This window comes from Microbacterium sp. BWR-S6Y, assembly GCF_041379845.1.
Lineage (GTDB): Bacteria > Actinomycetota > Actinomycetes > Actinomycetales > Microbacteriaceae > Microbacterium > Microbacterium hydrothermale.
Map to the genome: position 1 here is coordinate 196981 of NZ_JBFECV010000004.1, position 23112 is coordinate 220092.

A 23112-nucleotide genomic window follows, 5' to 3' on the forward strand; every position below is an offset into this window, starting at 1 on the left:
CGGGCCGGCCACCCGGGCACGGTCCGGCGAACGACCGCGACCGGGCCGCCCTCAGCGACCGCGGAGCGCCGGCACCGCGGCGGCGCTGAGCGCCAGCAGCGCCGAGAGCTGCACGATCGCCACACCGGCTGCGGCCCCGGCGACTCCGCCGACGCCGGCGCCGATCAGCACGGCCGGCACGATGAGCACGGCCGCCACGCACACCGAGGCCAGATAGGCGCCGTCGCGCCCGGAGGGCAGAACGACGCACATTCCGAGCGCGGTCGCCAGGGTCATCGCGGCGAGGGCCATGCCGCCGAAGAGCGCGGTGAGCGGGGTGATCTCGAAGCCGGGTCCGAGCACGATCGGGGTCGCCCAGGGGGCCACCAGAGCGAAACCGGCACCGAGCCCGAGAGCGAGGAGACCGTGGATGCTCACCGCGCGGCGCATCCGTCGGAGTCCGGCCTCACCGGTCGCCGACGACACCCACCCCTGGAACGACGAGGTGATCATGTACACGCCGATGTAGCCGTACTTCAGGACCCGGTCGAAGGGCGCGAACCCGATCGCCGCGGGCGAGGTGGCCACGCCGAGAGTGGACAGCGGGGCCGTCTCGGAGAACGTGAGCAACCCCGCGGCCAGCGCCGTGCGCCAGCCTCCGCGGTACGCCGACCGCGCGTCGCGGAGCGCCTCGCCGAGCGCGAACCGCTCGCGCAGGCCGATCAGCCACGTGGCGATGACGAACGCCGCGAGGGTTCCGGCCAGCAGGATCACGGGGTACAGCAGGGGGATGCCGGTGGTCAGAGCGAGGATGGCACCGGCCAGGTTCAGCACGATGCGGGGAACGGCGTCGAACACGAGAGACAGCAGGGGGCGGCCGACCCCAACGGCGTACCAGCTGAGCGAAAGGCCCTGCAGCGAGAAGGCGAGGGCAGAGGCGATCGCGAGCGCGTGATCATCGGCGTGGCTCGCGAGGGCGGCGACGACGGCCACGAGGGGCAGGATCACCACGCTGTTCGCGCCGCGCACGACGATGCTGGCGCGGAAGACGCGGGAGGGGTGGAGAGAGCGCGCAGCCTCGACCGGACCGCGCACGGCCCATCCGAAGGTGATGAGGGTCGCCGCGAGTGTTCCGAGGGCCTGGCCGATCGCGATCTCCGCGAAGCCCGCGGGTCCGGCGGCGCGCGTGATGAGCGGCAGCGCGATCAGGGGCGAGATGGCCGAGAGGGCTGACACCCCCGTCAGCAGGGCGACGCTGCGGGCGCGGTGCGGGCGCGGCGCCTCAGGAGCGGTCGAGGTCACGCTCGTCCTCGGTGAGGGGTCTCAGCAGCACGGCGATGAGGATCCAGGTGACCGCGAACCAGAACATGCTGGTGAGGGTCGCCGACAGCAGATACGAGGCGAGCAGTCCCGCGGCGATCGGCTTGCGCGGGCGGGGAACGCACACGAACACGGTGACGAAGAGCGCGATCAGCAGGCCGAGGCCCACGATGCCTCCGTCGTAGAGCACCTGGACCGGCAGCATGATGATGTGCCCGCTCACGCCTGGGGTACCGGGCTGGTCGTGCCGCAAGCCGAAGGTGTTCGTGCCGTTGCCGAACCAGAGGTTGACGCCCTTCATCTCCTGCGCGGCGAGACCGGCGACCTCGAGGCGGAAGCCGATCGTGCCGCCCTGGAAGTCGACGTCGCCGATCTTGTTCTGCTGCTCGGGGTTGGTCGGGTCGGGCTCTCGCGTCGGGACGGGGGAGGGGGATGCCGTGGAGGTCGTCGCCGGTGCGGAAGGCGCGGAAGTCGTCGCGGTGGGCAGCGTACGGTCCGCGGGCTCGGTGCCGCCGAGCGCGGCGACGATGCCGTAGGTGACCACGAGGGTTCCGATGAGAACGAGGGCGGGCGCGATGCGCCGGACGCGTTCCCGCCAGCTCGACCGGAGGGAGAACACGGTGAACAGCCCGAACACGGCGAGGCCCAGCACGAGACTGAAGACGGCCGTGCGCGTCTGCGAGGCCACGAGACCGAGGGGCACGGAGACGGCGATCGCCGCCGTCTCCCAGCGCCCGATGCCCCGTCGGGTGATCGCGAGCAGCGTCCAGAAGATGAGGATCGAGGCGTAGATGTTCGCCTCGATCGCGGTGACCCGGGCGACGTAGACCTCGTAGAGGTAGTCGAAGTCGGCGCCGAACGCGACCTGGCCGCGGGTGAGGTTCGCGACGACGTAGACGGCGAAGCCGACGAGTGCCCACGGGGCGACCGACAGTCGTCCGAGTCGACCGGCGAACTCCGCCCCCTCGGCGAGTGCCATCATCGACACCAGCAGCAGCAGATCGATCAGCAGCCACACGAGGATCGATGCGCTCCACGTCAGGCTGGGCGAGAAGATCAGCGTCGCCACGATGTTCCACGCGACGAAGGCGGTGAACACCAGCGGCACCGGATGCCGCAGGGCGCGGAGGAACGCCGGTCGCAGGGTCGGGTGGACCAGCATCCATCCCGCCAACAGGAGCGGGACGACCTGCTCGACACGGACGCGGAAGCCGAGGATCTCCGCGTCGTACCGGCCGAGGAACGAACTGACGACCACGGCCGCGATGAGGCCGAGCGTGATCAGGCGGGTCCGGCCGGTCAGCGAGGTCCGCTGGAAGGCCGATGCGGTCGCGATCCTCACGATGAGGCCTCGCTCCAGAGCTCGTCCCGTATGCGCCGATCGAATGTCTCGCGCGAGAACAGCTGGTCGAACCGACCCCGGGCGGTGGACGCGGCGCTGCGCACCGAATCCTCGTCGAGGCCTTCCAGGGCTCGGGTCCACGCCTCCACGTCTCCCGGGGTCACCAGCAGGGGGCTGTCTCCCGCGATCTCACGGAGGCCGCCCCCGTCGCTCGCGAGCAGGGCGCGCCCGGCGCCGAGGGCTTCGATCGCGATCGTGGGCAGCGGGTCGGGCAGGATGCTCGGCACGATCACGACATGGGCGGCGTCGAGGTGGGCACGCACATCCGCGGTCGGGCCCACGACGGTGATGGTGTCGGGTCGGGGGGATGCCGCGACCAGCGCGGGAACGTCGACAGCCTCGCCGCTCGGCGGCTTGTCACCCAGGACCGTGAGATGCAGGTCGTCGCGTCGAACCGCGTTCCACGCGGCCAGGAGGACGCCGTGCCCCTTCCAGGCGTTCCATCGGCTCGCGACGACCAGGCGGATGCCGTCGGCGAAGCCGGGCAGCTCGGTCGGCGGTTGCGCGGAGAAGCCGTTGTTCACGACCCGCGTGCGCGCGCGGAGGGGTGCAGGCAGCACATCGGCGACCGCGCGACTCACGGCGATGATGCGATGAGCGAACCGCAAGAAGGGGACGACGGCGCGCGAGCGCTCGTCGATGTGCTCGTGCAGGTGCAGAACGACACGAGCGCGCGAGGCGCGGGCGGCGGGCGCGGCGAGGGCCGAGGCCGCGGTGTTCAGATAGACGAGCCGGGGTCGCGCCGCCATGAGACGCAAGCTCGTGGTCAGCGTCCTCCATCCGAGCCCCGGCAGTCGTGCCGGGCGCAGGTAGGCCCGTCGCATGATGGGCAGCGCGAGATGACGCACCCGGATGCCGGCGTCCTCGAGCGCACGTGTCAGCTGACGTTCGGGATACTCCACATCGGTAGGCAGCCAGACCTCGATGTCGAGGTCGGCGGGCGCCGTCCTCAGGACTTCGAGGAGGACGCGATCAGCACCGTACATCTCGTCGGAGGGGTGGACGACGATGCAGCGGCGGGTCTTCACTCGGCGCTCCGCGACTTGAGCTCTCGGGCGGGGATGCCGCCGTAGACGGCGCCGGCGGGGATGTCGCGGGTCACCACCGCGCCGGCGGCGACGACGGCGCCATCGCCGATCGTCACCCCCGAGGTGATGGTCACGCCGCTGGCGATCCAGCATCCGGAGCCGATGGTGATCGGCGACCACTCGACACCCTGGGACTTCACGTCGAGCGACGGGTCGCTCATCACGTGGTCTTCCGCGAAGACGCGGACTCCGGGGCCGAGCATGGTCTTCTCGCCGATCGTCACTCCGCCAGAGCACCCGATGTAGCACCCGGGCGAGAGGCTGCTGCCGTCGCCCATGACGAGTCCGACGCCGATCGCGCGGGAGTAGTAGCTGCTAGGGCGGATGAGCGAACCCGTCCCGATCGAGACGCCGTCCCCAAACCTGATGCCATCGCGGCTGAGGCCCTGGATCTCGGCGAAGTCCTCGACGATGAGATCCCGACCGGCGTGCACGAGGTGCGGGTTGCGAACGCGCACTCCCCGTCCGATCAGGGGGAGGCCGTGCGAAGTTCCGAGGCGGGGGGCGAGGAGCGCGCCGCGCACGGCCATGGGACCGACCTTGCAGGCGAGCTGTGCGCTGACGATCCGCCACCGGTCACTGCCGGCCTCGCGCAGACGCTCGCGCTGCTCGTGGATGATCTTCCCGGCGATGCCCATGGTGTCAGCGTTCCCGTTCCTGCGCTTCGTTGGTGCGGGAGGACTCGGAGGTCAGGTGCGCCCGCAGGAGTCGTTCGTATGCGGCATTGACGCTCTCCCATGAGTAGGCCGCGCGGGCGCGCTGCACCGCCGCTTCACTGAGCTGCTGCTGTCTGCGGGGGTCGTCAAGCAGGCGACGGAGCGCGCTTTCGATGTCCGCGGGAGTCGGCCCGGTGAAGTCACCGGCATCCGTTCCCAGCACCTCGCGGCTGTGTACCGTGTCGCGCGCCACGATCGGGGCCCCCGCGGCCATGGCCTGCACGAGGGCGGGATTGGTGCCCCCCACGCTGTGACCGTGGAAGTAGGCGCCGGCGTGCTGCCACAGACTGTGGAGGCGGTTGTCGTCGTGCACGTGGCCGAACCAGTGGAAGCGCGGCAGGCGCGCGGCGAGCGCGGCCGCCCGGTCGTCGAGTTCTCCGCCGTAGCCCGCCGACCCGACGACGATCACGTCATGGGTTTCGGCCAGTCGCTCAGCCGCGTCGAAGAACGGGCCGACGGTGTTCTCCGGAACGAAACGAGCCACGAGCAGGGCGTAACCGCGATGCGAGAAGCCGGGTTCGACGGGCAGCGGCGCGGGCACGTCGGCGCCGTAGGGGATGAATTCGCCACCGACGCCGAAACGCGACTGCCACGCGTCACCGATCGTCCGCGCGTCGACGACTCTCTCGGTCGACCATTTCGCGGTCACGTGCGCGCCCGCTTTGAAGACGGCCTTTCCCAGGGCGCTCCACTTCTCGCGTTCCCACTCGAGGCCGTCGACATTGACGATCGTGGGGATGCCGCGAGCCCGCAGCATCGGAAGCCAGAATCCGTTGGCGACATTCATGATGAGGGCGACATCGGGGCGGCGGCGGACGGCGTCGAAGGTGGACGTGAATCCGTATGACAACGTGCTGAGGACCCGAGAATCGATGCCCTTCGTCTGACGCGACAGCACGCGGTGGTCGCGCTCCGGATCATCGAGTTCGATCGAGCCGGGGCGACCGTAGACCGTCACATCCCATCCGTGATCAGCGAGGTACGGCGAGAGTCGACGCACGGCGGTTTCGAATCCGCCGTAATAGCTCGGATACCCCCGGGTGCCGATGATGGCGACGGACGGCGTGCGGTCGGATCCCACGCGGCTCCTCGTCTTTCGGCGGGTAGGAATCGAATAAAGCCCCCAGGGTGAGCGCTTTGCGCATCAACCGTCTTTCCATTCGACTCCGCTAGCATACCGATTTGCGTGACGGGCCCCGTTGCGCACGACGCCGGACCTCGGACTCACGGCGTGAACGGAATGTGATGTCGCGTATCTCCCTCGCCCGCCTGAGCCCCACGAGAATCGCGTGGATCGCGCTCGCCGTCGTCGCGGCCATCCTTGTCGTCCTCGTCGCGGCGGTAGGAATCGGCGCTTTCATCGCGCAGAAGGAACTGCGCGCTGCCGTGCCCGTCGTCTCGCAATTGCAGGATGATTTCGGGGGCGATGATCCCGCAGCCGTCCAGGCGTCTGTGCAGAAGCTCCAGGGCCACGCGGCGGCGGCGCGTGGCGCCGCCGATACCCCGTTGTGGTGGATCGCCGAGCAGGCACCCTTCGTCGGTCCGACCCTGCACGCCGTGCGGGAGTCGACGGTCGCCATCGACGAGCTCGCCCAGGGAGTGCTGCCCGCGCTGTCCGACGTCGACCCCGCTCTTCTTCGCCCGACCGGCGGGGTGTTCGACGTCGCTGCTCTCGCCTCCCTCGCCGCTCCGGTCTCCACCGCTGCGGATGCGGGGGAGCGGGCGGCCGACGCCCTCTCCGGGGTCGACCTCGCCGACACCCCCGGGGTACTGCGTCAACCCCTGTCGCAGCTCACGGGAGCCGTTGCCGCGCTGCAGCCGGCGCTCTCGCGCGCGAACGCGCTCATGCCGCACCTGTCCACGATGATGGGCGCAGACGGCCCGAAGAACTACCTCCTCCTCGTGCAGAACAACGCCGAGGCTCGCGGAACCGGTGGCATCCCGGCCTCCGTGGTGATGCTCCGCTTCGATGGTGGCAAGCTCGAGATCGCCGCGCAGGCGACGAGCCGTGACTTCACCAACAAGCGACAGTCGCCGATCATCCCGCTCGACCCCGAGGTCGTGAAGCTGTATGACGACAAGGTCGGCCGCTACTCGCAGGACATCACCTCGACGCCCGACTTCACCCTGTCGGCCGAGCTCGCGAAGGCGTACTGGACCGAGTCGTTCGGCACGCAGGTCGACGGGGTCATCTCCATCGACCCGGTGGTGCTTTCCTACATCCTCCGGGCGACCGGACCGATCACGCTGGCGACCGGCGACAAGCTGACATCGGGCGATGCGGTGAAGATCCTGCTCAGCGATGTCTACGCGCGGTATCCGAAGAATGCCGACCAAGACGCGTTCTTCGCCTCCGCGGCGGTGGAGGTGTTCGATGCCGTGTCGTCGGGAGACTTCAAGCCGGTCCCCTTTGCGACGGCCATCGTCCAGGCGGTCGATGAGAACCGCGTCTACTTCCATTCCTTCGACGACGGGATCGAGTCAGCCTTCGACGGGTCGCGCCTCTCCGGACCGCTGCCCGAGAGCGATGGCCCCGATCAGACGACGCTGGGTGTGTTCGTCAACGATCTCACCGAAGGAAAGCTCAGCTTCTACACCTGGATGTCGGCCGACGTCGTCGCCGACCGCTGCTCGGCGGTGCCGACGTACACCACGACGGTCACCTTCGTGAACGCTCTCGACCAGGCGACCTCGGACGGCCTCGTGAACTACGTCGACGGGGCACGGCACTACCCCAAGGGCACGATTGGAACGGACATCCAGTTCTACGGACCGAGCGGGGCGCGATTCGTCAAGGCGACGATCGACGGGACCGATGTCGAGATCACCAACGGAGAGCATCTCGGCCGGCCCGTAGGTCGCATGTGGGTGGTCAACGGTCTACAGCAGGCGCACACTCTGACCATGACCTTCGAGGGCGCGCCCGAAGACGGCGGCGAGGTGTCGCTCGTGCACACCCCGATGGTCAACCCGGTGCGAACGAGCGTGACCGAGACCAGCTGCGGCTGAGCCGTGGGGTTCGATCGTCGGCGGGCTGCCGACGGTCGCCGTGGCGGCGTCTCAGAGCACCGCGAACAGGAAGGCGTACGCCGCGAGCAGACCGAGGTTGATCAGTCCCGCGATCGGGGCGAGCAGTCCGACCGAACCACGCCGCAGAATCACCGCGACGACAGCCAGGGCCAGGCCGAGCACGGCACCCGCAGCACTCAGGGCGAGGGTGCCGGTGAGAGACAGCGTCTCGACGAAGGCCGCCCACAGGCGAGCCACGACCGCCAGTTGCACCCCGAGGGAAGCGAGCGCGGCGAGCAGAGACAGGGTGCCGAGCACGCGGGGGGCGGTTTTCACGGGGCGAGCCTACCCGAGGGGCTTTCGGCGACCGGAATCGCCCGCGCCGGTGGGAACACGACGAAGTGATAGAGCAGGAACCGGATGACGGTCACCCCGCCGATCGCGAACAGGTTGACGATGTTGAGACCGACGGGGTCGGCCGCCCCGAACACGGCCTCGAGCGCGCGCGCTCCGAGCCAGACGGCGCCCGCACCGAGACCGGTGCAGACGGCATTGACCAGGAGGAACTTCACCATCTGCCGTCCGGCGCCCGTGCGTGCTCGCGACCGGAAGGCCCACTCGCGGTTGCCGATGTAGGCGTTGACGAGGGCGATGAGCGACGCGACGATCTTCGCGGCGACGGGACCCATTCCTGTCAGAAGCAGCAGATTGAAGGCGGCGATCTCTATCGCGGTGCTGATCGCGCCCACGATCAGGAAGCGGGCAGACAGAGCGCCCGCACGACGAAGATTCCGGCTGCGCCCCACGAGTGTCATACGCTACATGTTCGGGGGAGTTGCCGGGTGAATCCGTCCCGGCTGAGAGCGGGGATGCCAGGGTGCAGGCGCAAGACCATGTTGCGGTCGTGATACCGGCCTACAACGAGGCCGAGGCCCTGCCGTCGTTCCTCGCGGAGATCCATGCATCTTTCGACAGCATCGGCGTCTCCGTTTCCGTGATCGTCGTCGACGACGCCTCCACGGACGACACGAGCGAAGCGGCTGCGCCGCTCGCCGACGTCGTTCGATCTCCGCGTAATCAAGGACATGGCCCCACGGCGCTCGCCGCATACGAAGAAGGCCTCCGCAGTGGGGCGGGCATCATCGTGCATGTCGACGGCGACGGGCAGTTCTACGGCGACGACATCGTGCGCGTCGCATCCGCCCTCGACCACGCCGAGGCCGATGTCGTCCACGGTGTGCGACGGGGGCGGACCGACCCGTGGTTCCGGCGGGCGTTGAGCGGACTGGTGCGCTTCGCGGTGCTCCTGCTGTGCGGGAGGTCGGTACCCGATGTGAACACGCCCCTCCGCGCTTACGGTCCGGCAGCGCTTCGTCGTCTCGTCGACGGCGTGCCGGCGGATGCCCTCGTCCCGCACGTGCATTTCTCGATCTCTGAAGCGCGCGAGCGGCTGCGGGTGCGGTACGTCTCCGTCGCCAGCATTCCCCGTCGGGGCGCGGTCGCCCAGGGCACCATGTGGGGCGGTGGGCGTGCGCGAGCCGTGCTGCCCCCGCGTCGCCTCGTCCGATTCGCCGCGCGGGCCCTCCGCGAATTGTGGCGGGTCGACATCCTCAGCTCCGCTCGACGCGGCGCTCCGCACGGCGCGGCCGTGCGCGGCTGACCGTGCGTCACCTGTTCGCGTGGACGGGTCTGGGGCTCTGTCTCGCCGTCGTGCTGATCGCCACCCTGTCGCCGACGCCCATCGATCAGGGCTACGAGAGCGCGATCGAGCGTCTCCTGTCGATCCTGCACCGGAACGGCGTCCCCCGGTGGTTCGGCTACCGATGGCTGGAGTTCTCGGCCAACATCGCCATGTTCGTGCCCCTCGCCTACTTCCTTTCGCTGGTCTTCCCGACACGGTTCCTGTGGGTGGCGCTGGGTGTGGTTCCCGCCCTGTCGGTCATGCTCGAAACACTGCAGTTCTTCGTGTTGCCGGCGCGCTTCGCCACCGTCAACGACGTGATCGCGAACACGCTGGGGGGCTGGGTGGGAGTCGCGGCTGCGGCGGTGACGGTCGCCGCGGTCCACGCGCGCGATCGACGGGTGCTGCAGAGGTGGCGCGAGCAGAACGTCATCGGCGTCCGAGAGGACGTCAGATGACGAGGCTCCCGGTTCGAATCGCGGTTTCGACGGCGGCATCCGCGCTCGTCGTCAGCCTCGTCGCCTACGTCCCGATGATCGTCAGCGGTCACATCACGCGGGATTCCGGCGTGTTCCTCTATACGGGAATGGTCGTCTCTCGCGGGGGAATGCCGTACGTCGATTCGTGGGACCACAAGGGCCCCCTCCTCGCGGTGATCGAGACCCTGGCATGGCGTCTCGGGGGAGGTATCGTCGGCGCTCCGATTCTGGAGGCGATCGCCCTCTTCTTCGGGCTCGCCGTCGCGGGCCTGATCTGGTCGCGATGGATCCGCGCGTGGGCGCCCGTTCTCGTGCTCGTCGTCGGCGTGACCTATCTCGGCGTGTTCGAGGGCGGCAACTTCACGGAGACGTGGTTGTTCCCGTTCCAACTCGTCGCCTACAGCCTCGTCGCTGATGTCGCGCTGCGGTTGGGGCGGGATGCGCCCGCCCGGATCATCGTCGGAGCAGGCCTGACGGTCGGCCTCGCCGCATCCGTCGGTCTGTTCACCCGTATGAACAACGTCGCGGGTCTTCTCGTACTGGCGGGGATCTGCGTCGTCTTCATCCGGCGGCGCCTCGCGTTCGCGGCATCCGTGGTCGGCGTGGTCGCCGTCGTCGGCATCGCACTGACCCTGTGGCTGTGGACGGGTGACGCCCTGCGTGCGGCGGTGGACCAGTACATCCGATACAACCTCTTCTACTCCGAGGGCACGCCCCTGGGCGAACGCGTCGCCTCGTTCGCGACGCTCGCGCAGCTGCTCGTCTCGGGAGCGGTCGTCGCCGTCGCACTTGTCATCATGGGCGCCGTCTTCATGAGGCGCGTCGCGGCGAAGGGAGCGTCGTCGCCGGCGTTGACCGTCGCCGTGGTCTTCCTCGCCGTGGGAGCCGTCGATGCGCTCTCGCAGATGGCGTCCGGTCGGCCCTACCCGCACTACCTGATCGTGGCGATCGCCGGCTTCGCCGTGGCGGTCGCCAGCGCCGGAGCTGAGGTGCTTCCGTCCGTCGGAGCATGGTGGCGCAGCGAGAGGCGTCTTCGGCCCCGCGCGATACGGGTGCTCGGGGCCGCGGCGCTCGCCGTCTTCGTCCTTGCGAGCTCGAGCGCGACCGCCCTGCAAGGAATTCGCACCACGTTCGGGGCCGGGGTCTTCGTCGCCGGGTCCTATCAGGCGCAGATCGTCGACCGTGTCCTGGCGGAGACGAGCCCCGACGACCGTGTGCTCGTACACGGAGCCGAGACGTGGATCCTGGCGGCATCGCAGCGGCTGTCGCCGACCGCGATCACCTACTCTCTGCCCGTCGAGCAGGGGTATGGAGGTCTCCCGGAGCAGTACCTGGCAGATGTGACGGCCTTCCCTCCGGCCCTGATCGTCGAGTCGCCCGTGTCGTGCGGGATCTCGATCGCCTGCCCGGCGGAGAAGGACCACTTCGCGGGGCTAGCGCCGTGGGTGGCGTCGTCCTACGAACTGGACGGGGACGTGGTGGGCTTCCGGTTCTGGCGCAGACTCGGCTAGAAGGGGGCGCGACGGACTTCTGGTCCATCCCACCTGCCGAGCTAATCCCGGGCGTCGCTCAAGTCGGTTTGGAATGCGCATACACCAAAGCGTCGTGTTACGTATACCGGCGGATCGTCTTGGCTGACTTCGATTATGCTTTCATCGAATTCGCTGGCCACATTCGCCGGCGTCGGAATCGTCTACGGTGCCCCTTACCACCGGGGGCTCTGGCGTGGATACCGCTAAAGCTGTCGACCGTTCGGGTGACCGTCGGCAAGTGGTGTCGTCTGGGAATGGGGCATTCCCCCAGAGGACTCCCATGTACCCGCAAGACGTACGACACGGTTCGCGCCTCCTTTCGTTCGGTGTCGCGATATCTCTGTTGCTCGGCCTCATCGCTCCCACGAGTTCGGCCTCGGCGGCGAGTGTGAGTTCCGTGACGGCCTCGCAGGTGACGACGTCGCATCCCCGGTTGCTGGCTGACAACACGCGCTTCTCGCTTCTCCGCTCTCAAGTGGCCTCGGACGACTGGAGTGCCAAAACCTATGCGGGTGTCATTTCGGCCGCGGATGCGTTGCTGTCAAAGCCAACGCTCACCTACTCAAAGCCAGACGGTGTCAAGATTCTCGACACGAGTCGCGAGATGGTGGAGCGCGCTTACACGCTCGGAATGGCTTGGCAGATCAGTAACGACGCCAAGTACGCGGAGCGCCTTTGGAAGGATTTGGACGCCGTCACCCGATTCGGCGACTGGAACCCGAATCATTTCCTCGACACGGCCGAGATGACCCATGGCGTCGCTATCGGCTACGACTGGTTGTACTCCTACTGGTCCGCGAGCCGTCGAGCGCAGTTGTCCCGAGCCATCATCGATCTGGGGCTCAAGCCGGCGCTGCCGGTGTACGACGCGCCGGAAGGCACTAACGGGCCCTATGCCAACGGGGGAAATTGGGCCCGGAACAGCAATAACTGGAACGTTGTGGTCAACAGCGGTCTCATGGTCGGAGCCATCGCAGTCGCTCAGGACGACCCGACGACATCCAATAGGATCCTCGGCGCGGCGGTAACGAGCGTTCAGCGTGGCATCGGCAGTTATGCCAATGGCGGGGGCTACGCCGAGGGACTCAGCTACTGGGACTACGCCACCCGTTATCTCGTTGTGATGCTGAAGAGCCTGCGATCGGCGACTGGCGGCGACGCAGGCCTGTCATCGCTTCCTGGACTCGACGCCACTGGTTTCTTCCCCATCTACCTGTCCGGTCCCTCCGGCGAGAGATTCAATTTCGGAGACAGTGAACGCGGTGTGAGCCGCGGGCCGGTCCTGGCCGGTCTCGGCGATCTCTATGACAATGCGTCCTTCACCTACGCGGGGATCGACGAAGGACGAGGCGGCAACTCGGTGCAGCGACTGCTCTGGTACGAGCCTGGCGGAGCCTCCATCTCGCCTGGCGCCGCCAACCTACCGATGGATCGCAACTTCCCGAATGCCGCTGTTGCCAGTTTCCGATCGTCGTGGAACGATCCGGATGCCACGTACGTGGGCTTTCGGAACGGGAGCCTTCCCGAGGCGAGTCACCAACACCTCGATGCGGGCACATTCACCCTCGACGCACTCGGACAAAACTGGGCGACTGAGTTGGGGAAGGACGATTATGGATTGTCCGGTTACTTCGACGAGGGGACTTCCGGGGGTAGATGGGACTATTACAGGTTGGCCGCAGAGGGGCAGAACACCCTTGTGATCAATCCGTACAAGCCTCGTCCGACGACCCTTGCGACGACACCCGCCGCGCGGTTTCAGTCCAACCTGACGTCGGCGTTCTCTGTCGCGGACCTGTCGGCTCTGTATCCCGGCGATGTGACATCGTGGAAGCGCGGAATCAAGTTGTTCGACGCTCGGCAGCAGGTCCTGGTGCAGGACGAGATCCGCTCGAGCAAGCCGGTCGAGGCCCTCTGGTCCATGCATACAGCTGCTTCGATTCAAATTGCGGGCGATGGCCGCTCCGCCACGCTCACCATGAATGGAAAGCAACTGCTCGCTCGCATCGTCTCCCAAAGCGCGACCGCGACATTCGTCGACACTGCTGCGGCCCCTCTCCCGACGTCTCCGCACCCGCCCCAGCAGGCCGAGAACGTAGGCATCCGTAAACTGGCGATCCAAGTTTCGACGAAGGGCAACACGACCCTTGCGGTGCAGTTCACTCCCCTCACGAGCGGGCTCGCGGCGCCACCGAACGCAGGAATTGTCGCGCTCGATGACTGGAAGCTCGAAAGCCAGGGAACCTCTCGTGCGCAGGGGATCCGGGTGGGCGGCACGGACCTCGCGAATTTCTCTGCATCTGCCCTCGCCTATACAACGCAGTGGGATCCGGGATCCGCAGTACCGACCGTCGCCGCGTACAAGAGCGGAGCCACCGTCACGAGCAAGCTCCCTTCCAGCATTCCGGGGGTGGCCACGACCACCGTCACCGAGCCGGGGAAGACCCCGACGACCTACCGGGTGCTGATCGAGCGCGGCCCGATGAAGATCAAGTCAGCGGTGGCGACACGCACCACCGAGGGCTCACCCGCGCAGACTTTCGATGGCGACCCGGCCACGTATTGGACGACATGGTTGGACAATTCGATCACGTTCACGTTGGATCAGCCCCGGTCCATCAAATCTCTTCAGATCGATTGGCGAGCCAACCGTTCTCGACTCACGAAGTTTGAAGTGCAGACGTCCTGGAACGGCTCGACCTGGATTACACGCCATGACGGCGCCTACGAGGGGTCCACGGGGTCGCAACTGATCGTTCCGTCCACTAGTGCGTCGTCGAAGTGGGTTCGAATCATCGGCCACGGCGATCAGGGACCTGACCCCAAGACGTCCATCAGTGAAATCAAGCTCTACAGCTACGCGGTCACGACGCCGTCGGCGACGCCATCAGCTTCGCGACTGGCTTCCGTTGGCCTCACTGGTGTCCCCGACACCATGAGCAAGGGTCAGACGGCCACCATCGCATTCACGGCGAGGAGAGCTGACGGTCGCACGCTGAGCTCGTCGGATTTGGCGACAGTGCGTTTCGTGTCGGGAGATCCATCCGTGGCACAAGTTTCTGATGCTGGTGTCGTGACCGCGTCGGCCGCGGGGCAGACATCCGTCGGGGCCATCGTCACGATGGGTGGGGTTTCGGCGTCCGCCTACGTCACGGTGAAGGTCGAGGATCCGCAGAGAGTACGCATCTATCCCGATGCAGATGCTTGGGTGAGGGGAGGGGCCGCCGCAGGAACCAACTACGCGAAAGACACGCAACTGGCAGTCAAACCTGCGAACACGGGATCGACAGATGAGTCGTATACCCGCCTTGCCTATATGGGATTCGACGTTTCCGCTCTGAAAGGCAAAGAAGTCTCGTCCGCCATCTTGACCACGACAGCCGCGGTGACTGAACCGTCAGCAGACCGCGCGCGGCTCGATGCACATGCAGTCGAGGGTTCGTGGGCCGAGGGCGGTCTCACATTCTCGAATCGACCGAAGCTGGGCGCCACCGTGGGCAGCACTGCAGTTGACACGACATTTGCCGAAAAGAAGACCGACATCACCGCTTACATGGCTTCGAAAGCTGCGGCAAATGCGGACCGCCTCTCGCTCGGATTCACTCAGGACATCCCATTTCTGACGGGTGAGCCGGTGATCGTGCAGATAAAGAGTCGCGAATCTTCGACGCCCGCATACATTGATGTGGTGCTGAAACCCGAGTCCGCTCCAAAGCTCGCTCCATACTTGAGCGCCGTCGAGCTGAGCGGCGTCGGTCCCACTCTTGCGCTTGGTGAGTCGCCGCAACTGGCAGTCGTCGCGAAAAGCACGACGGGCGAGACGATTCCTCCTTCCGCGTTGACGATCACCTACGCGACGAGTGATGGCTCTGTGATCGAAGTCGATGCTTCCGGTGTCTGTCGACCGAAAGCGGTGGGAGCCGCCACAATCGACGTAGCTGTCACGACGAATGGATCGACCGTGACACAGAAGGTCGACGTGGCTGTCACAGACCCGTCCAAGATCCGCCTCTTCGCCAGCGGCGACGCTTACGTGCGGGGTGGGGATGTCGCGGACACCAATTTTGCACAGGAAACGAAGATGCCTGTCAAACCCACCACGGGCGGCTCCTCGGACGAGTCCTACACGCGGCTGACGTATATGGGATTCGACCTGAGCGCATTGGAAGGAAGAAGAATCGCATCCGCGACGTTTTCCCTGAATGCCGCCATCACTGACGCGACGGGAGATCGCGCTAGGCTCGATATTCGCGCGGTCGAAGCATCATGGTCGGAGACGCAACTGACATATCGAAACCGTCCAGAGATGCTGTCTGCGGTGGGGAGTGTCGAGGTAGATCGAAATTTTGCTTACCGGAGTCTCGACGTGACAGAACGGGTCAGAGCGCTGCTCCGGCAAAACGTAGACACCCTCTCCTTCGGATTCACCCAGGACGCCCCGTTTCTGACGCCCAAGCCGGTCATTATGCAGGTGCGGAGTAGAGAATCCGCGGTGCCGCCCTACATCGACATCGTTTTTGCGGAGTGAGTCGGACGGGCCAAGAAGCGAGCGAGGGTCTCCTCGGGCCGATGCGGTCGCGCATCGTGTGAACGGATACGATGTGAATCTCGACGGGCACAGGGGGAAGCGTTATGCCGAGTAGGTCCGAGCGTCGTCGCCTCTTCACAAGAAGACGTGTCCACTTATGGATCGTTGGGGCCTTCGTCTGCTTTCTTGCAGTCCAGGGCTTCCTCTCGTTCCGGATTTCGCCCGAGCCGTACCCGGTGATTCGCATGCCAGGCTTCCAATCCGCCGCGGGTCGTGATGGGACGGTGAAGACCACTCTCGTCCACGCAGAGGTGGACCTTGCCGATGGTTCGAACGAGAGCATCGACCCGTCCGCGCTGATGGAACCGCTGAGGTTCTCGACGGCGCTCCCGACGCTCAACTTTGTTCTCGGCTCGGAAGGAGAGGGCGAGCTGTCGGAGGAAGCGACGGAGTGGCTCAAAGATCGGGTGCGCACCGTCTCAGGGCGTGATGACGTCACGAGCCTTCGGGTCTGCTGGGAGCCGGTCACAATAGACATCTCCACTGCGCAGGTCGCGGACAGAGGCGCCTGCGAGTGGAAGACGGTCAGACTATGATCTCGTTCCTCGAGAAGACGGTCGCCGGAGCGGTCGAGTCTTACAAGACCGATGGGCGGTTTCTTGCGGTCCTGAGAATCGCGTACGGCGCATGGATCATCTTCCTTCCCGTCGATATCCTCTGGATCGCGGGCCTCCCCGATGACTTCCTGCATCCTCGTCCAGGCCTACTCGGTTTTATCTCCGCGATCCCGCCGTTGGATGTGCTGGTCGCCATCTCGGTAATACGTTTCGCCCTAGCGGTTCTCCTCGTGCTTGGCATTGCGACGATCCCGGTCTCTATCCTCTTGACTATCACGATCATGACCGCCGCGGGTCTGTCCTACTCCTTTTCGAAAGTCGACCACTTCATCCTGTTCGAACTCGTGCCTGTATTTCTCGGGTTCGCCGGGTGGGGTTCTCGCTGGTCCATGGACGCGATGATCCGGCGGAGAAGGGGGCGAGACGCCAGGGAGGTGGCTGGCTTGCCCGTCCTTCTGTTCGCGTTCACCATCGGCTGGGGCATGCTCTCGGCGGCTGCGCCTAAAATCGCAGGTGGATGGCTCGACCCTGCTCGAGACGCGACTCGCGGTTATCTCGCCAAAGACATTGCGGCAGATGACAAGCTCGGTCTTCTCGGTCCGTGGATGTTGACCTTCGACAGTCAGATATTCTGGAAGGCACTGGACTACGCGACGATCGCAGCTGAGGGTCTGCTTTTCTTTCTCGTTCTTACGCCATTCCTCTTTAGGTGCTGGCTTGCGCTTCTTTCCTGCTTCCACATAGCGGTATACCTGACTTTGGGCATCTCCTTCGTCGACTACACGCTTGTTTACGCGGTCTTCTTCGCACCGGCCATTCTCTGGATCGTGCGCAAGATCATCGACGGTCGGCCATCAGTAGGTGTGGCCCGTATTGATACGTGACTGGAGTCTGTTGTGAGAGTCAGCGTTGTTGGCAGCGGTCCCAATGGGCTCGCCGCCGCAGTCATGATGGCGCGGGCTGGGCACCGCGTGGTCGTGTACGAGGCGGATGCGAGTGCCGGTGGAGGTCTCAAGACCGATCGATTCGATGGCTTCGACGGAATATTCGACGTCTGCTCCGCGGTGCACCCGATGGCACTGGCATCAACCTTCTTCCAGTCTTTCGAGCTGTCTCGCCGTATCGAATTCCTCATGCCTGAGATCTCTTACGCCCAGGCCATTTCGTCGAGGTCTGCAGTGGCCTACAGAGATCTGGAACGTACGATGGACGAATTGGGGCGATCCGGTGCAGGATGGGGGCGTGTCATGAAGCCGCTCATCGCGAACATCGACGGTGTTCGCCGTTTGAGCGGGTTGGACTTGCGGTTGCGCCCGTCCACGGTGGTCAGTGCCGCTGTCATGGCGGCTGCGGTGGGTGGATTCTCCGCCCTTCGGCAGGATGCGCGCGCGTTGGCTGCAGGAGCGACAGCGCATGCGGCTTCGCCCTTCAGATCCCTGCCCGCACGGTTCGTCGGCGCTGTGCTCGCCGCCGAGGCGCACGCCACTGGATGGCCGATCCCACGTGGAGGCTCACGCGTCATCGCGGATGCTCTGATCGCAGATCTCCTTGCGCACGGGGGCGAAGTCCGGACCGAGCACCGTGTGTCTGATCTGCGGGAGATCTGGAGGCCGGGAGACGTCACGTTCCTCAATGTGGGACCGCGTGAGATAAGCCGAATGGCGGGTCCTCTTCTGCCCGCGAGATACGACCGTCGGTTGAAGCGATACAGGTACGGGAACGCAGCATCGAAGGTCGATTTCGTTCTTTCCGCACCCGTCCCGTGGCGCGATTCGCGATTGAAAGATGCCGGGACCGTCCATATCGGGGAGCTGGAGCGGGATGTCTCGCGTGCAGAGGACCAGGCGCGTCGTGGCCGCGTTCCGGACAAACCATACGTCCTGCTGTCGCAGCCCACGCGTCTGGACCGCACTCGCCTGCCGGCATCGTCGTCGGACGAGGTGATCTGGGCATACGCCCACGTGCCGAACGGTTCTACAGTTGACGCGTCTGAACTGATCACCAGCCGCATCGAGCACTTTGCCCCGGGCTTCCGCGATCTCGTCATTCATCGGGAGGCCCGTCCCGCCCCATTCTTTGCTGCGATGAACCCGAATTTCGGAGGTGGGGACGTCCTCGGAGGGCGCATTGACGTAAGCCAGTTTTTGACTCGCCCAACCATGACGGATCTCCCATGGACGACACCGCTGCCGGGAGTTTATCTGGCTTCTGCGGCGACCCCGCCTGGTGCCGGTGTTCACGGAATGGGGGGCTGGCACGCAGCTCGTCTGGCGCTACACCGGCTCCATCAGAACGTTCCATCGCTTGGAATGGCCTGACAGAAAGGGCAGCAGATCGTCAAGCGTCCGCCTGGTGCCACATCTTCCACTCGCGCCGTTCGCGGATGAAATCGGCCAACGTGTAATTTGCGAGGGCGCCTAAAAGGTGGATCATCCGGCCCCCAGAGGTCGTGGCAGACGCTCGCCGGATTCGATGAATAGTCAGGCGGAGTTTGCGCAGGTCGCGGCGCGTCAGATGCTCGCGATGCTTGGCGATGTAGAGCTCTGTCCCGTGCGCCCGCCGTTCGTTCTTACTCGTCAACTGCCCAAGACCGTGTTTACGCTGCCGGACGAGCAGATCTGAAACGACCGCGTATCTGAAACCGGCCAGGAGATATCGGAAGAAGAAGTCGGTATCGTTCTTCACCGGGAGTCCTGAATCGAACCCACCAATTGCCTCGAAGGCGTGGCGACTGACGATCATGTTGCTTCCGGTCGTGCCCAGGCTTGCAGCAGCGACATCTGCCGAGGTGAGCCCCTCGACGATGCGCGGACCGATATGTGAATCGGATTCTGAGAATATCTCCCGATTGATGGCAACAAGGTCAACCGCCTGGACACTTAGCGCGTCAGAGACCGCCTCGAGAAGCGTGGGTTGCCACAGGTCATCATCGTCGAGGAATCCGATGAAGTCGGTTCTCGCTTCTGCCGCGCCGCGATTTCGAGAGGCGGAGGCGCCGGACCCCGACGCGGGGTCGTGTATGAACAGCACATTCGGATGACCTGAAGTCTCGGCGAGGTCGGCGCAGATCTGCGATGCAGCTTCGTCAGCGACGTCGGAGACCACGATGACCTGCTGAGGCGTGAGGGTCTGCGCCAACACGGATGAAAGCGACTCTCGCAGAAAGTCATGCCTGTTATGCGTCGGAATGACGCAGGCAAACGAGTGCTCGGACATCAGACTCCATTCTTCTTTCGGCGATACTCGATGACGTCAACGTTAAGCACATTCCCGACCATACCGACACCGTGCGCGAGCATGTTCCAGCTTCGGGCCATGAGCTGTCGTCGAACGATGAAGTCTAGGGCGATGAACGGCAATCCGACGCCGATTCGCGCGATTCCTCCGAGAAGCGCCTGCGGACGCTTGCGGTATCGCGCGTTGATGTTGCCAATGCGGATAGCGCGGCGGAACAGCCATCGTGCATTTGCTCGTTCAGCGAGCACGTGCTCCCGTACAACTGCTTCGGCACACCAGGACACCCTCAGGGGAGAGGCAGCTCGCACCGCCCGGAAGAACTCTGTGTCGCTGCCACCCTTCATCGAAAGCGCTTCGCTGAACCGGATTCCGCTTTCTCGCCAGGGCGCAAGTCGGAGCAGTGTGTTATTTGTCGCGACGGATGCAGGCACGCTCCCCGACGGACTGTTCTGTCGCCTCCAGAACCCCCCACTTACGATCCATCGTGGGACCGCATCGGTCATGAGTGGCTCGACAGGGCCGGTGACGATATCCGCGTCGTGCGTGTCTGCGAACTCCAGCATCGTGCGTAACCATGCGTCGGCCGGAACCTCATCGTCGTCAATGAAGATGATGGCGTCGTCGTCGATCCGCGCCGCGTCTAGGCCACGATTTCGCGCCGCGGCGATACCGGGTGAGGGCTCCATCGCATACTGCACCGACTGGAAACGTGAAACGACATCTTTTGCAGAGCCAAGAGGATCGTTGTCAACGACGACGATCCTCACTGCCGCATCGACTTCCGCAATCTGAGCAGTGCACACGTCGAGCAACTGCTCGAGAAGGTTTGGTCGCCGAAATGTCGCGATGGAGATCATCGCGGAACGTATACCCGGCTTCTTGAAGCGACGGGTTGGGTCGCTGGCCATCATTTCTTGCCGCCCAGGATAAGTGAGTTCATCGAGTCCGTGAGCTCAGCGAGAATCGATCGAGCTTCTTCGACCCTTTCGATCACAACCTCCTGGCCGCCGGCGAGAGCAGACACGGTGTCTACCAGATCAGCGTCATTCGGGCTGACCATGTGCTCCGCAAGCCCGACCACAGCCATCGTGCGCGGGATCTTCGCCGAATCGATGCTGGGAAGGTAGAGAGGGACGGCGCCCTCCGTCGCCGCGAAGATCAGTACGTGGAGCCGATCGCTGATGACGACGCGCGCACGGCGGTAGACGCTCCTCAAGTCGGCTTCCGCTGCAAGATGGTCTCCACCGTGCCAGGGGTGGACGTCTCCGCTGAGCGATTCGGCCAGTTGCCCTCCGCGTTGGACGTCTCTTTCTACCTGTGAAACTGTGACGAGCTCTAGTCCAAGAGCGGTGCGGATCGAAACAACAGCGTCAAGCCATTCCGCACTGACGGGAGGAGTGTCTCCACGCATCGAGACGACGAGCAGATCGCGATCTCCAGTTGCCATCTGGTCGCTACTCGCGCCCAATGCGAACGCCCAATCCGGGCGGACTGCGCCGGCCCTCGCGAATCGCTGGCTCTCCTCATCGCGCCAGGTAGTGATCTGGCACGCGCGCGCGAGTGAGGTCAGCGTTGCCGAGGGCTCTCCGGCGGGATTCCGAATGCCGAGCCCTGTTGTGATGGCCGCGCCACCGCGGAGTCGAATCAGGGCCACGAGCAGCCTGTCGGCGCGATTGATCCTGAGCCGACGTCGATTCAATTGAATCTCGCCGGCGTTCGACACGAATGCCGCGCGTCCCTGGATCGCGTGCCGGAATGCGGAGAGCTGCCAACGGCGTCGATTCGTGTAGGTCAGGTCGTCGGGTCGAAGTCCGAGCGCCTTGACGTAAGCGTGCGATGCGGCACCCACGAGCACATGCCGACGCCGATCGGGTGCGAGCCCGTCAAGCATGGCTCTGCGGAGGGCGGGATCGCCGACGTTATCGTCCTGTCCGTGAGCGGCGACGAAGATGTCAGAGTTTTTCATCAAAGGGTCCGTCTCTCAATAGCGTGGAGGGTCGGGGCGTCAGCCATTGCGTCGACCGCCGATTGCGCGTCGCCCGAAATCAATGAGCTGGGACGCGTCTGCGCGGACTCGAGGGAAGAGAAGGAAAGCCAACGCCGCCCACATGACCGCCGCTACCGTTCCAAGAACCACGACCAAAATGGGCGGACCACCCGCGCTCTCAACAAGAAGCCGCGTGCCGAATGCGCATCCGGCCATAGGAAGCGCGACTAGCCCCAGCGCGTAAAGCGCGTCGGAGTAGAGGACGCCGAGCGGGAGTTTAGTCACGCGTCGTACCCAGGCCAGTGATGCCACCCAAAAGAGGGCATACCCGATGGAGACCGCACCCGCGACTCCGAGGGGGCCGAAGGGCACGCCACAGGCAATGACGCCGACCAGAAGAGGTTGCGCTACGAGGTAGAAGCGCAGCTGTGCAGCCGCGAGACCTTGCGACATGTAAACCCAGTAAGCGACCTGCACCAGTGATCGGAAGATGCCGCTTACGGCGAGAATGCTGAGGATCGGTCCTGCGGTCGTCCATTGATCCCCCAGCACGGCGACGACAAGCGGGGTCCCGAGCGCAAAAAGAAGCGCGAAGATGGAAGAGGTCACATAGAGCGCGACGAGTTGCGCTCGGCGCAGGTACGAGACGAACCGCTCTCCCTCCTCGGCGATTCGGGCCAGCACCGGGACAGCGACTCTCGACATCGGCGTGTTGATCTGCGTGAGCGGAAGGACAACGAGGTTATATGCCCGGTCGTAGTAGCCGAGCGCAGTGGATCCCCATACCTTGCCGATCAGAAGACTATCGATGTTGCGCGTCAGGTAGGAGATGATCTGAGTCCCGGCGAAGCTCGCACCGAAAGAGATCAGCCCGTCCATGGGCACTTTTTTCGGGAGGCCCGGCCGCCACTTCGTAAGTGCTACGGAGAAGAGGAGGGTTCCGGCCGCGACGATCAGTTGTTGCGCTACGAGAGCCCAGAAGTTGGAGAAGATAGCGGCGATCACAATCGCCCCGCCGATACCGAGTGCGTATGGGAGCAGGTCGGCCACGGCAAGAGCGACGAACCGTAGGTCTCGATTGATGTGAACCTTGAACTGAGTGGACAACCCGCCGAGGACGAACGTTACTGATAGGGCCTGAGTTATCAGAGCGACCTCTGGTTGGCCATAAAAGGCGGCTAGCGCGTAGGAGGAGATAAAGAAGACGATGCCCAGTAGCGAGCCGACCGCTGCATTGATCCAAAAAAGATTGGATTGCTGCGCCTGAGTGAGTGACTTCGCTTGTAGCGCAGCCATCGAAAGTCCAAAATCGCGAAAGATTTCACCGACGCCCACGACCGCCACAACCATCGCCACGAGACCGTAGTCGGTCGGGTTCAAGAGTCGGGCAAGAATGACAGTCGACCCCAACATGAGGACGACTTTGAGGATCTGCGAGATTATTGTGATCCCGCCACCGCGTGCAGCGGCGGAGGCTAGCGAACTCAATGCGCTCCCTCTGCGTGGTTGTCGTCTGCGGTAGAGGCCGCCGCAGACG

The 23112-nt window shown here is 65.0% G+C and carries 19 protein-coding genes; 8 read left to right on the plus strand and 11 right to left on the minus strand.

Going from position 1 to position 23112, the window contains the following annotated elements; genetic code table 11:
- Window positions 1-51: 51 nt before the first annotated feature.
- Genes AB1K56_RS10310 through AB1K56_RS10330 form a run of 5 tightly spaced genes read right to left on the minus strand, consistent with a single transcriptional unit; the run spans window position 52 to window position 5586 of the window.
- Complete coding sequence (locus tag AB1K56_RS10310; RefSeq protein WP_371205569.1) at window positions 52-1281, minus strand: hypothetical protein; 1230 nt, start codon at window positions 1279-1281, stop codon at window positions 52-54.
- A complete protein-coding gene (locus AB1K56_RS10315; protein WP_371205570.1) occupies window positions 1262-2641 on the minus strand; it encodes an O-antigen ligase family protein in 1380 nt (459 codons plus the stop codon). Before AB1K56_RS10315 ends, AB1K56_RS10310 begins: the two co-directional genes overlap by 20 nt.
- Window positions 2638-3729: a glycosyltransferase family 4 protein gene (locus AB1K56_RS10320; RefSeq protein WP_371205571.1), complete on the minus strand. Its 1092-nt coding sequence runs from the start codon at window positions 3727-3729 to the stop codon at window positions 2638-2640. Before AB1K56_RS10320 ends, AB1K56_RS10315 begins: the two co-directional genes overlap by 4 nt.
- Window positions 3726-4427, minus strand: coding sequence for a DapH/DapD/GlmU-related protein (locus AB1K56_RS10325; protein ID WP_371205572.1), 702 nt, complete (start codon window positions 4425-4427; stop codon window positions 3726-3728). The genes AB1K56_RS10320 and AB1K56_RS10325 overlap by 4 nt, the downstream gene beginning before the upstream one ends.
- A gap of 4 nt (window positions 4428-4431) precedes the next feature.
- Window positions 4432-5586 carry a glycosyltransferase gene (locus tag AB1K56_RS10330; RefSeq protein ID WP_371205573.1) on the minus strand — a complete coding sequence of 385 codons (1155 nt, stop codon included), beginning with the start codon at window positions 5584-5586 and terminating at the stop codon, window positions 4432-4434.
- Between the two features lie 164 nt (window positions 5587-5750).
- Here AB1K56_RS10330 and AB1K56_RS10335 point away from each other — a divergent pair, with 164 nt between their 5' ends.
- Complete coding sequence (locus tag AB1K56_RS10335) at window positions 5751-7514, plus strand: DUF4012 domain-containing protein (RefSeq protein WP_371205574.1); 1764 nt, start codon at window positions 5751-5753, stop codon at window positions 7512-7514.
- A gap of 51 nt (window positions 7515-7565) precedes the next feature.
- On the opposite strand, the gene AB1K56_RS10340 is transcribed toward AB1K56_RS10335, so the two are convergent.
- Together AB1K56_RS10340 and AB1K56_RS10345 are read right to left on the minus strand one after the other, a co-directional pair.
- Window positions 7566-7850, minus strand: coding sequence for a hypothetical protein (locus AB1K56_RS10340; RefSeq protein WP_371205575.1), 285 nt, complete (start codon window positions 7848-7850; stop codon window positions 7566-7568).
- Window positions 7847-8329, minus strand: coding sequence for a GtrA family protein (locus tag AB1K56_RS10345; RefSeq protein ID WP_371205576.1), 483 nt, complete (start codon window positions 8327-8329; stop codon window positions 7847-7849). The genes AB1K56_RS10340 and AB1K56_RS10345 overlap by 4 nt, the downstream gene beginning before the upstream one ends.
- Window positions 8330-8391: 62 nt before the next feature.
- Here AB1K56_RS10345 and AB1K56_RS10350 point away from each other — a divergent pair, with 62 nt between their 5' ends.
- The 7 genes from AB1K56_RS10350 (at window position 8392) to AB1K56_RS10380 (ending at window position 18669) form a co-directional block, all read left to right on the plus strand.
- Entirely contained in the window at window positions 8392-9174 is a 783-nt protein-coding gene (locus AB1K56_RS10350; RefSeq protein WP_371205577.1) for a glycosyltransferase family 2 protein, read from the plus strand.
- A 2-nt stretch (window positions 9175-9176) separates the two neighbouring features.
- A complete protein-coding gene (locus AB1K56_RS10355) occupies window positions 9177-9653 on the plus strand; it encodes a VanZ family protein (protein WP_371205578.1) in 477 nt (158 codons plus the stop codon).
- On the plus strand, window positions 9650-11185 hold the full coding sequence (locus AB1K56_RS10360) for a hypothetical protein (protein WP_371205579.1): 1536 nt from the start codon (window positions 9650-9652) through the stop codon (window positions 11183-11185). Before AB1K56_RS10355 ends, AB1K56_RS10360 begins: the two co-directional genes overlap by 4 nt.
- 418 nt (window positions 11186-11603) lie before the next feature.
- A complete protein-coding gene (locus tag AB1K56_RS10365) occupies window positions 11604-15734 on the plus strand; it encodes a DNRLRE domain-containing protein (RefSeq protein ID WP_371205580.1) in 4131 nt (1376 codons plus the stop codon).
- A gap of 284 nt (window positions 15735-16018) precedes the next feature.
- Entirely contained in the window at window positions 16019-16330 is a 312-nt protein-coding gene (locus AB1K56_RS10370) for a hypothetical protein (RefSeq protein WP_371205581.1), read from the plus strand.
- Entirely contained in the window at window positions 16327-17235 is a 909-nt protein-coding gene (locus tag AB1K56_RS10375) for a hypothetical protein (protein ID WP_371205582.1), read from the plus strand. Before AB1K56_RS10370 ends, AB1K56_RS10375 begins: the two co-directional genes overlap by 4 nt.
- Before the next feature lie 12 nt (window positions 17236-17247).
- Window positions 17248-18669, plus strand: a complete 1422-nt coding sequence (locus AB1K56_RS10380) for a phytoene desaturase family protein (protein WP_371205583.1) — start codon at window positions 17248-17250, stop codon at window positions 18667-18669.
- A gap of 19 nt (window positions 18670-18688) precedes the next feature.
- On the opposite strand, the gene AB1K56_RS10385 is transcribed toward AB1K56_RS10380, so the two are convergent.
- Genes AB1K56_RS10385 through AB1K56_RS10400 form a run of 4 tightly spaced genes read right to left on the minus strand, consistent with a single transcriptional unit; the run spans window position 18689 to window position 23063 of the window.
- Window positions 18689-19567 carry a glycosyltransferase family 2 protein gene (locus AB1K56_RS10385; RefSeq protein ID WP_371205584.1) on the minus strand — a complete coding sequence of 293 codons (879 nt, stop codon included), beginning with the start codon at window positions 19565-19567 and terminating at the stop codon, window positions 18689-18691.
- Window positions 19567-20445 carry a glycosyltransferase family 2 protein gene (locus tag AB1K56_RS10390; RefSeq protein ID WP_371205585.1) on the minus strand — a complete coding sequence of 293 codons (879 nt, stop codon included), beginning with the start codon at window positions 20443-20445 and terminating at the stop codon, window positions 19567-19569. Before AB1K56_RS10390 ends, AB1K56_RS10385 begins: the two co-directional genes overlap by 1 nt.
- A 50-nt stretch (window positions 20446-20495) precedes the next feature.
- On the minus strand, window positions 20496-21554 hold the full coding sequence (locus tag AB1K56_RS10395; protein WP_371205586.1) for a hypothetical protein: 1059 nt from the start codon (window positions 21552-21554) through the stop codon (window positions 20496-20498).
- 39 nt (window positions 21555-21593) lie between these two features.
- Window positions 21594-23063, minus strand: coding sequence for a lipopolysaccharide biosynthesis protein (locus tag AB1K56_RS10400; protein ID WP_371205587.1), 1470 nt, complete (start codon window positions 23061-23063; stop codon window positions 21594-21596).
- Between the last annotated feature and the right edge of the window lie 49 nt (window positions 23064-23112).

Excerpts from the sequence above, each read along its gene's own strand:
- AB1K56_RS10325 (WP_371205572.1), bottom strand. The coding sequence starts at position 4,427 with ATGGGCATCGCCGGGAAGATCATCCACGAGCAGCGCGAGCGTCTGCGC.
- AB1K56_RS10335 (WP_371205574.1), top strand. The coding sequence starts at position 5,751 with ATGTCGCGTATCTCCCTCGCCCGCCTGAGCCCCACGAGAATCGCGTGG.
- AB1K56_RS10345 (WP_371205576.1), bottom strand. The coding sequence starts at position 8,329 with ATGACACTCGTGGGGCGCAGCCGGAATCTTCGTCGTGCGGGCGCTCTG.
- AB1K56_RS10360 (WP_371205579.1), top strand. The coding sequence starts at position 9,650 with ATGACGAGGCTCCCGGTTCGAATCGCGGTTTCGACGGCGGCATCCGCG.
- AB1K56_RS10375 (WP_371205582.1), top strand. The coding sequence starts at position 16,327 with ATGATCTCGTTCCTCGAGAAGACGGTCGCCGGAGCGGTCGAGTCTTAC.
- AB1K56_RS10385 (WP_371205584.1), bottom strand. The coding sequence starts at position 19,567 with ATGTCCGAGCACTCGTTTGCCTGCGTCATTCCGACGCATAACAGGCAT.
- AB1K56_RS10390 (WP_371205585.1), bottom strand. The coding sequence starts at position 20,445 with ATGATCTCCATCGCGACATTTCGGCGACCAAACCTTCTCGAGCAGTTG.
- AB1K56_RS10395 (WP_371205586.1), bottom strand. The coding sequence starts at position 21,554 with ATGAAAAACTCTGACATCTTCGTCGCCGCTCACGGACAGGACGATAAC.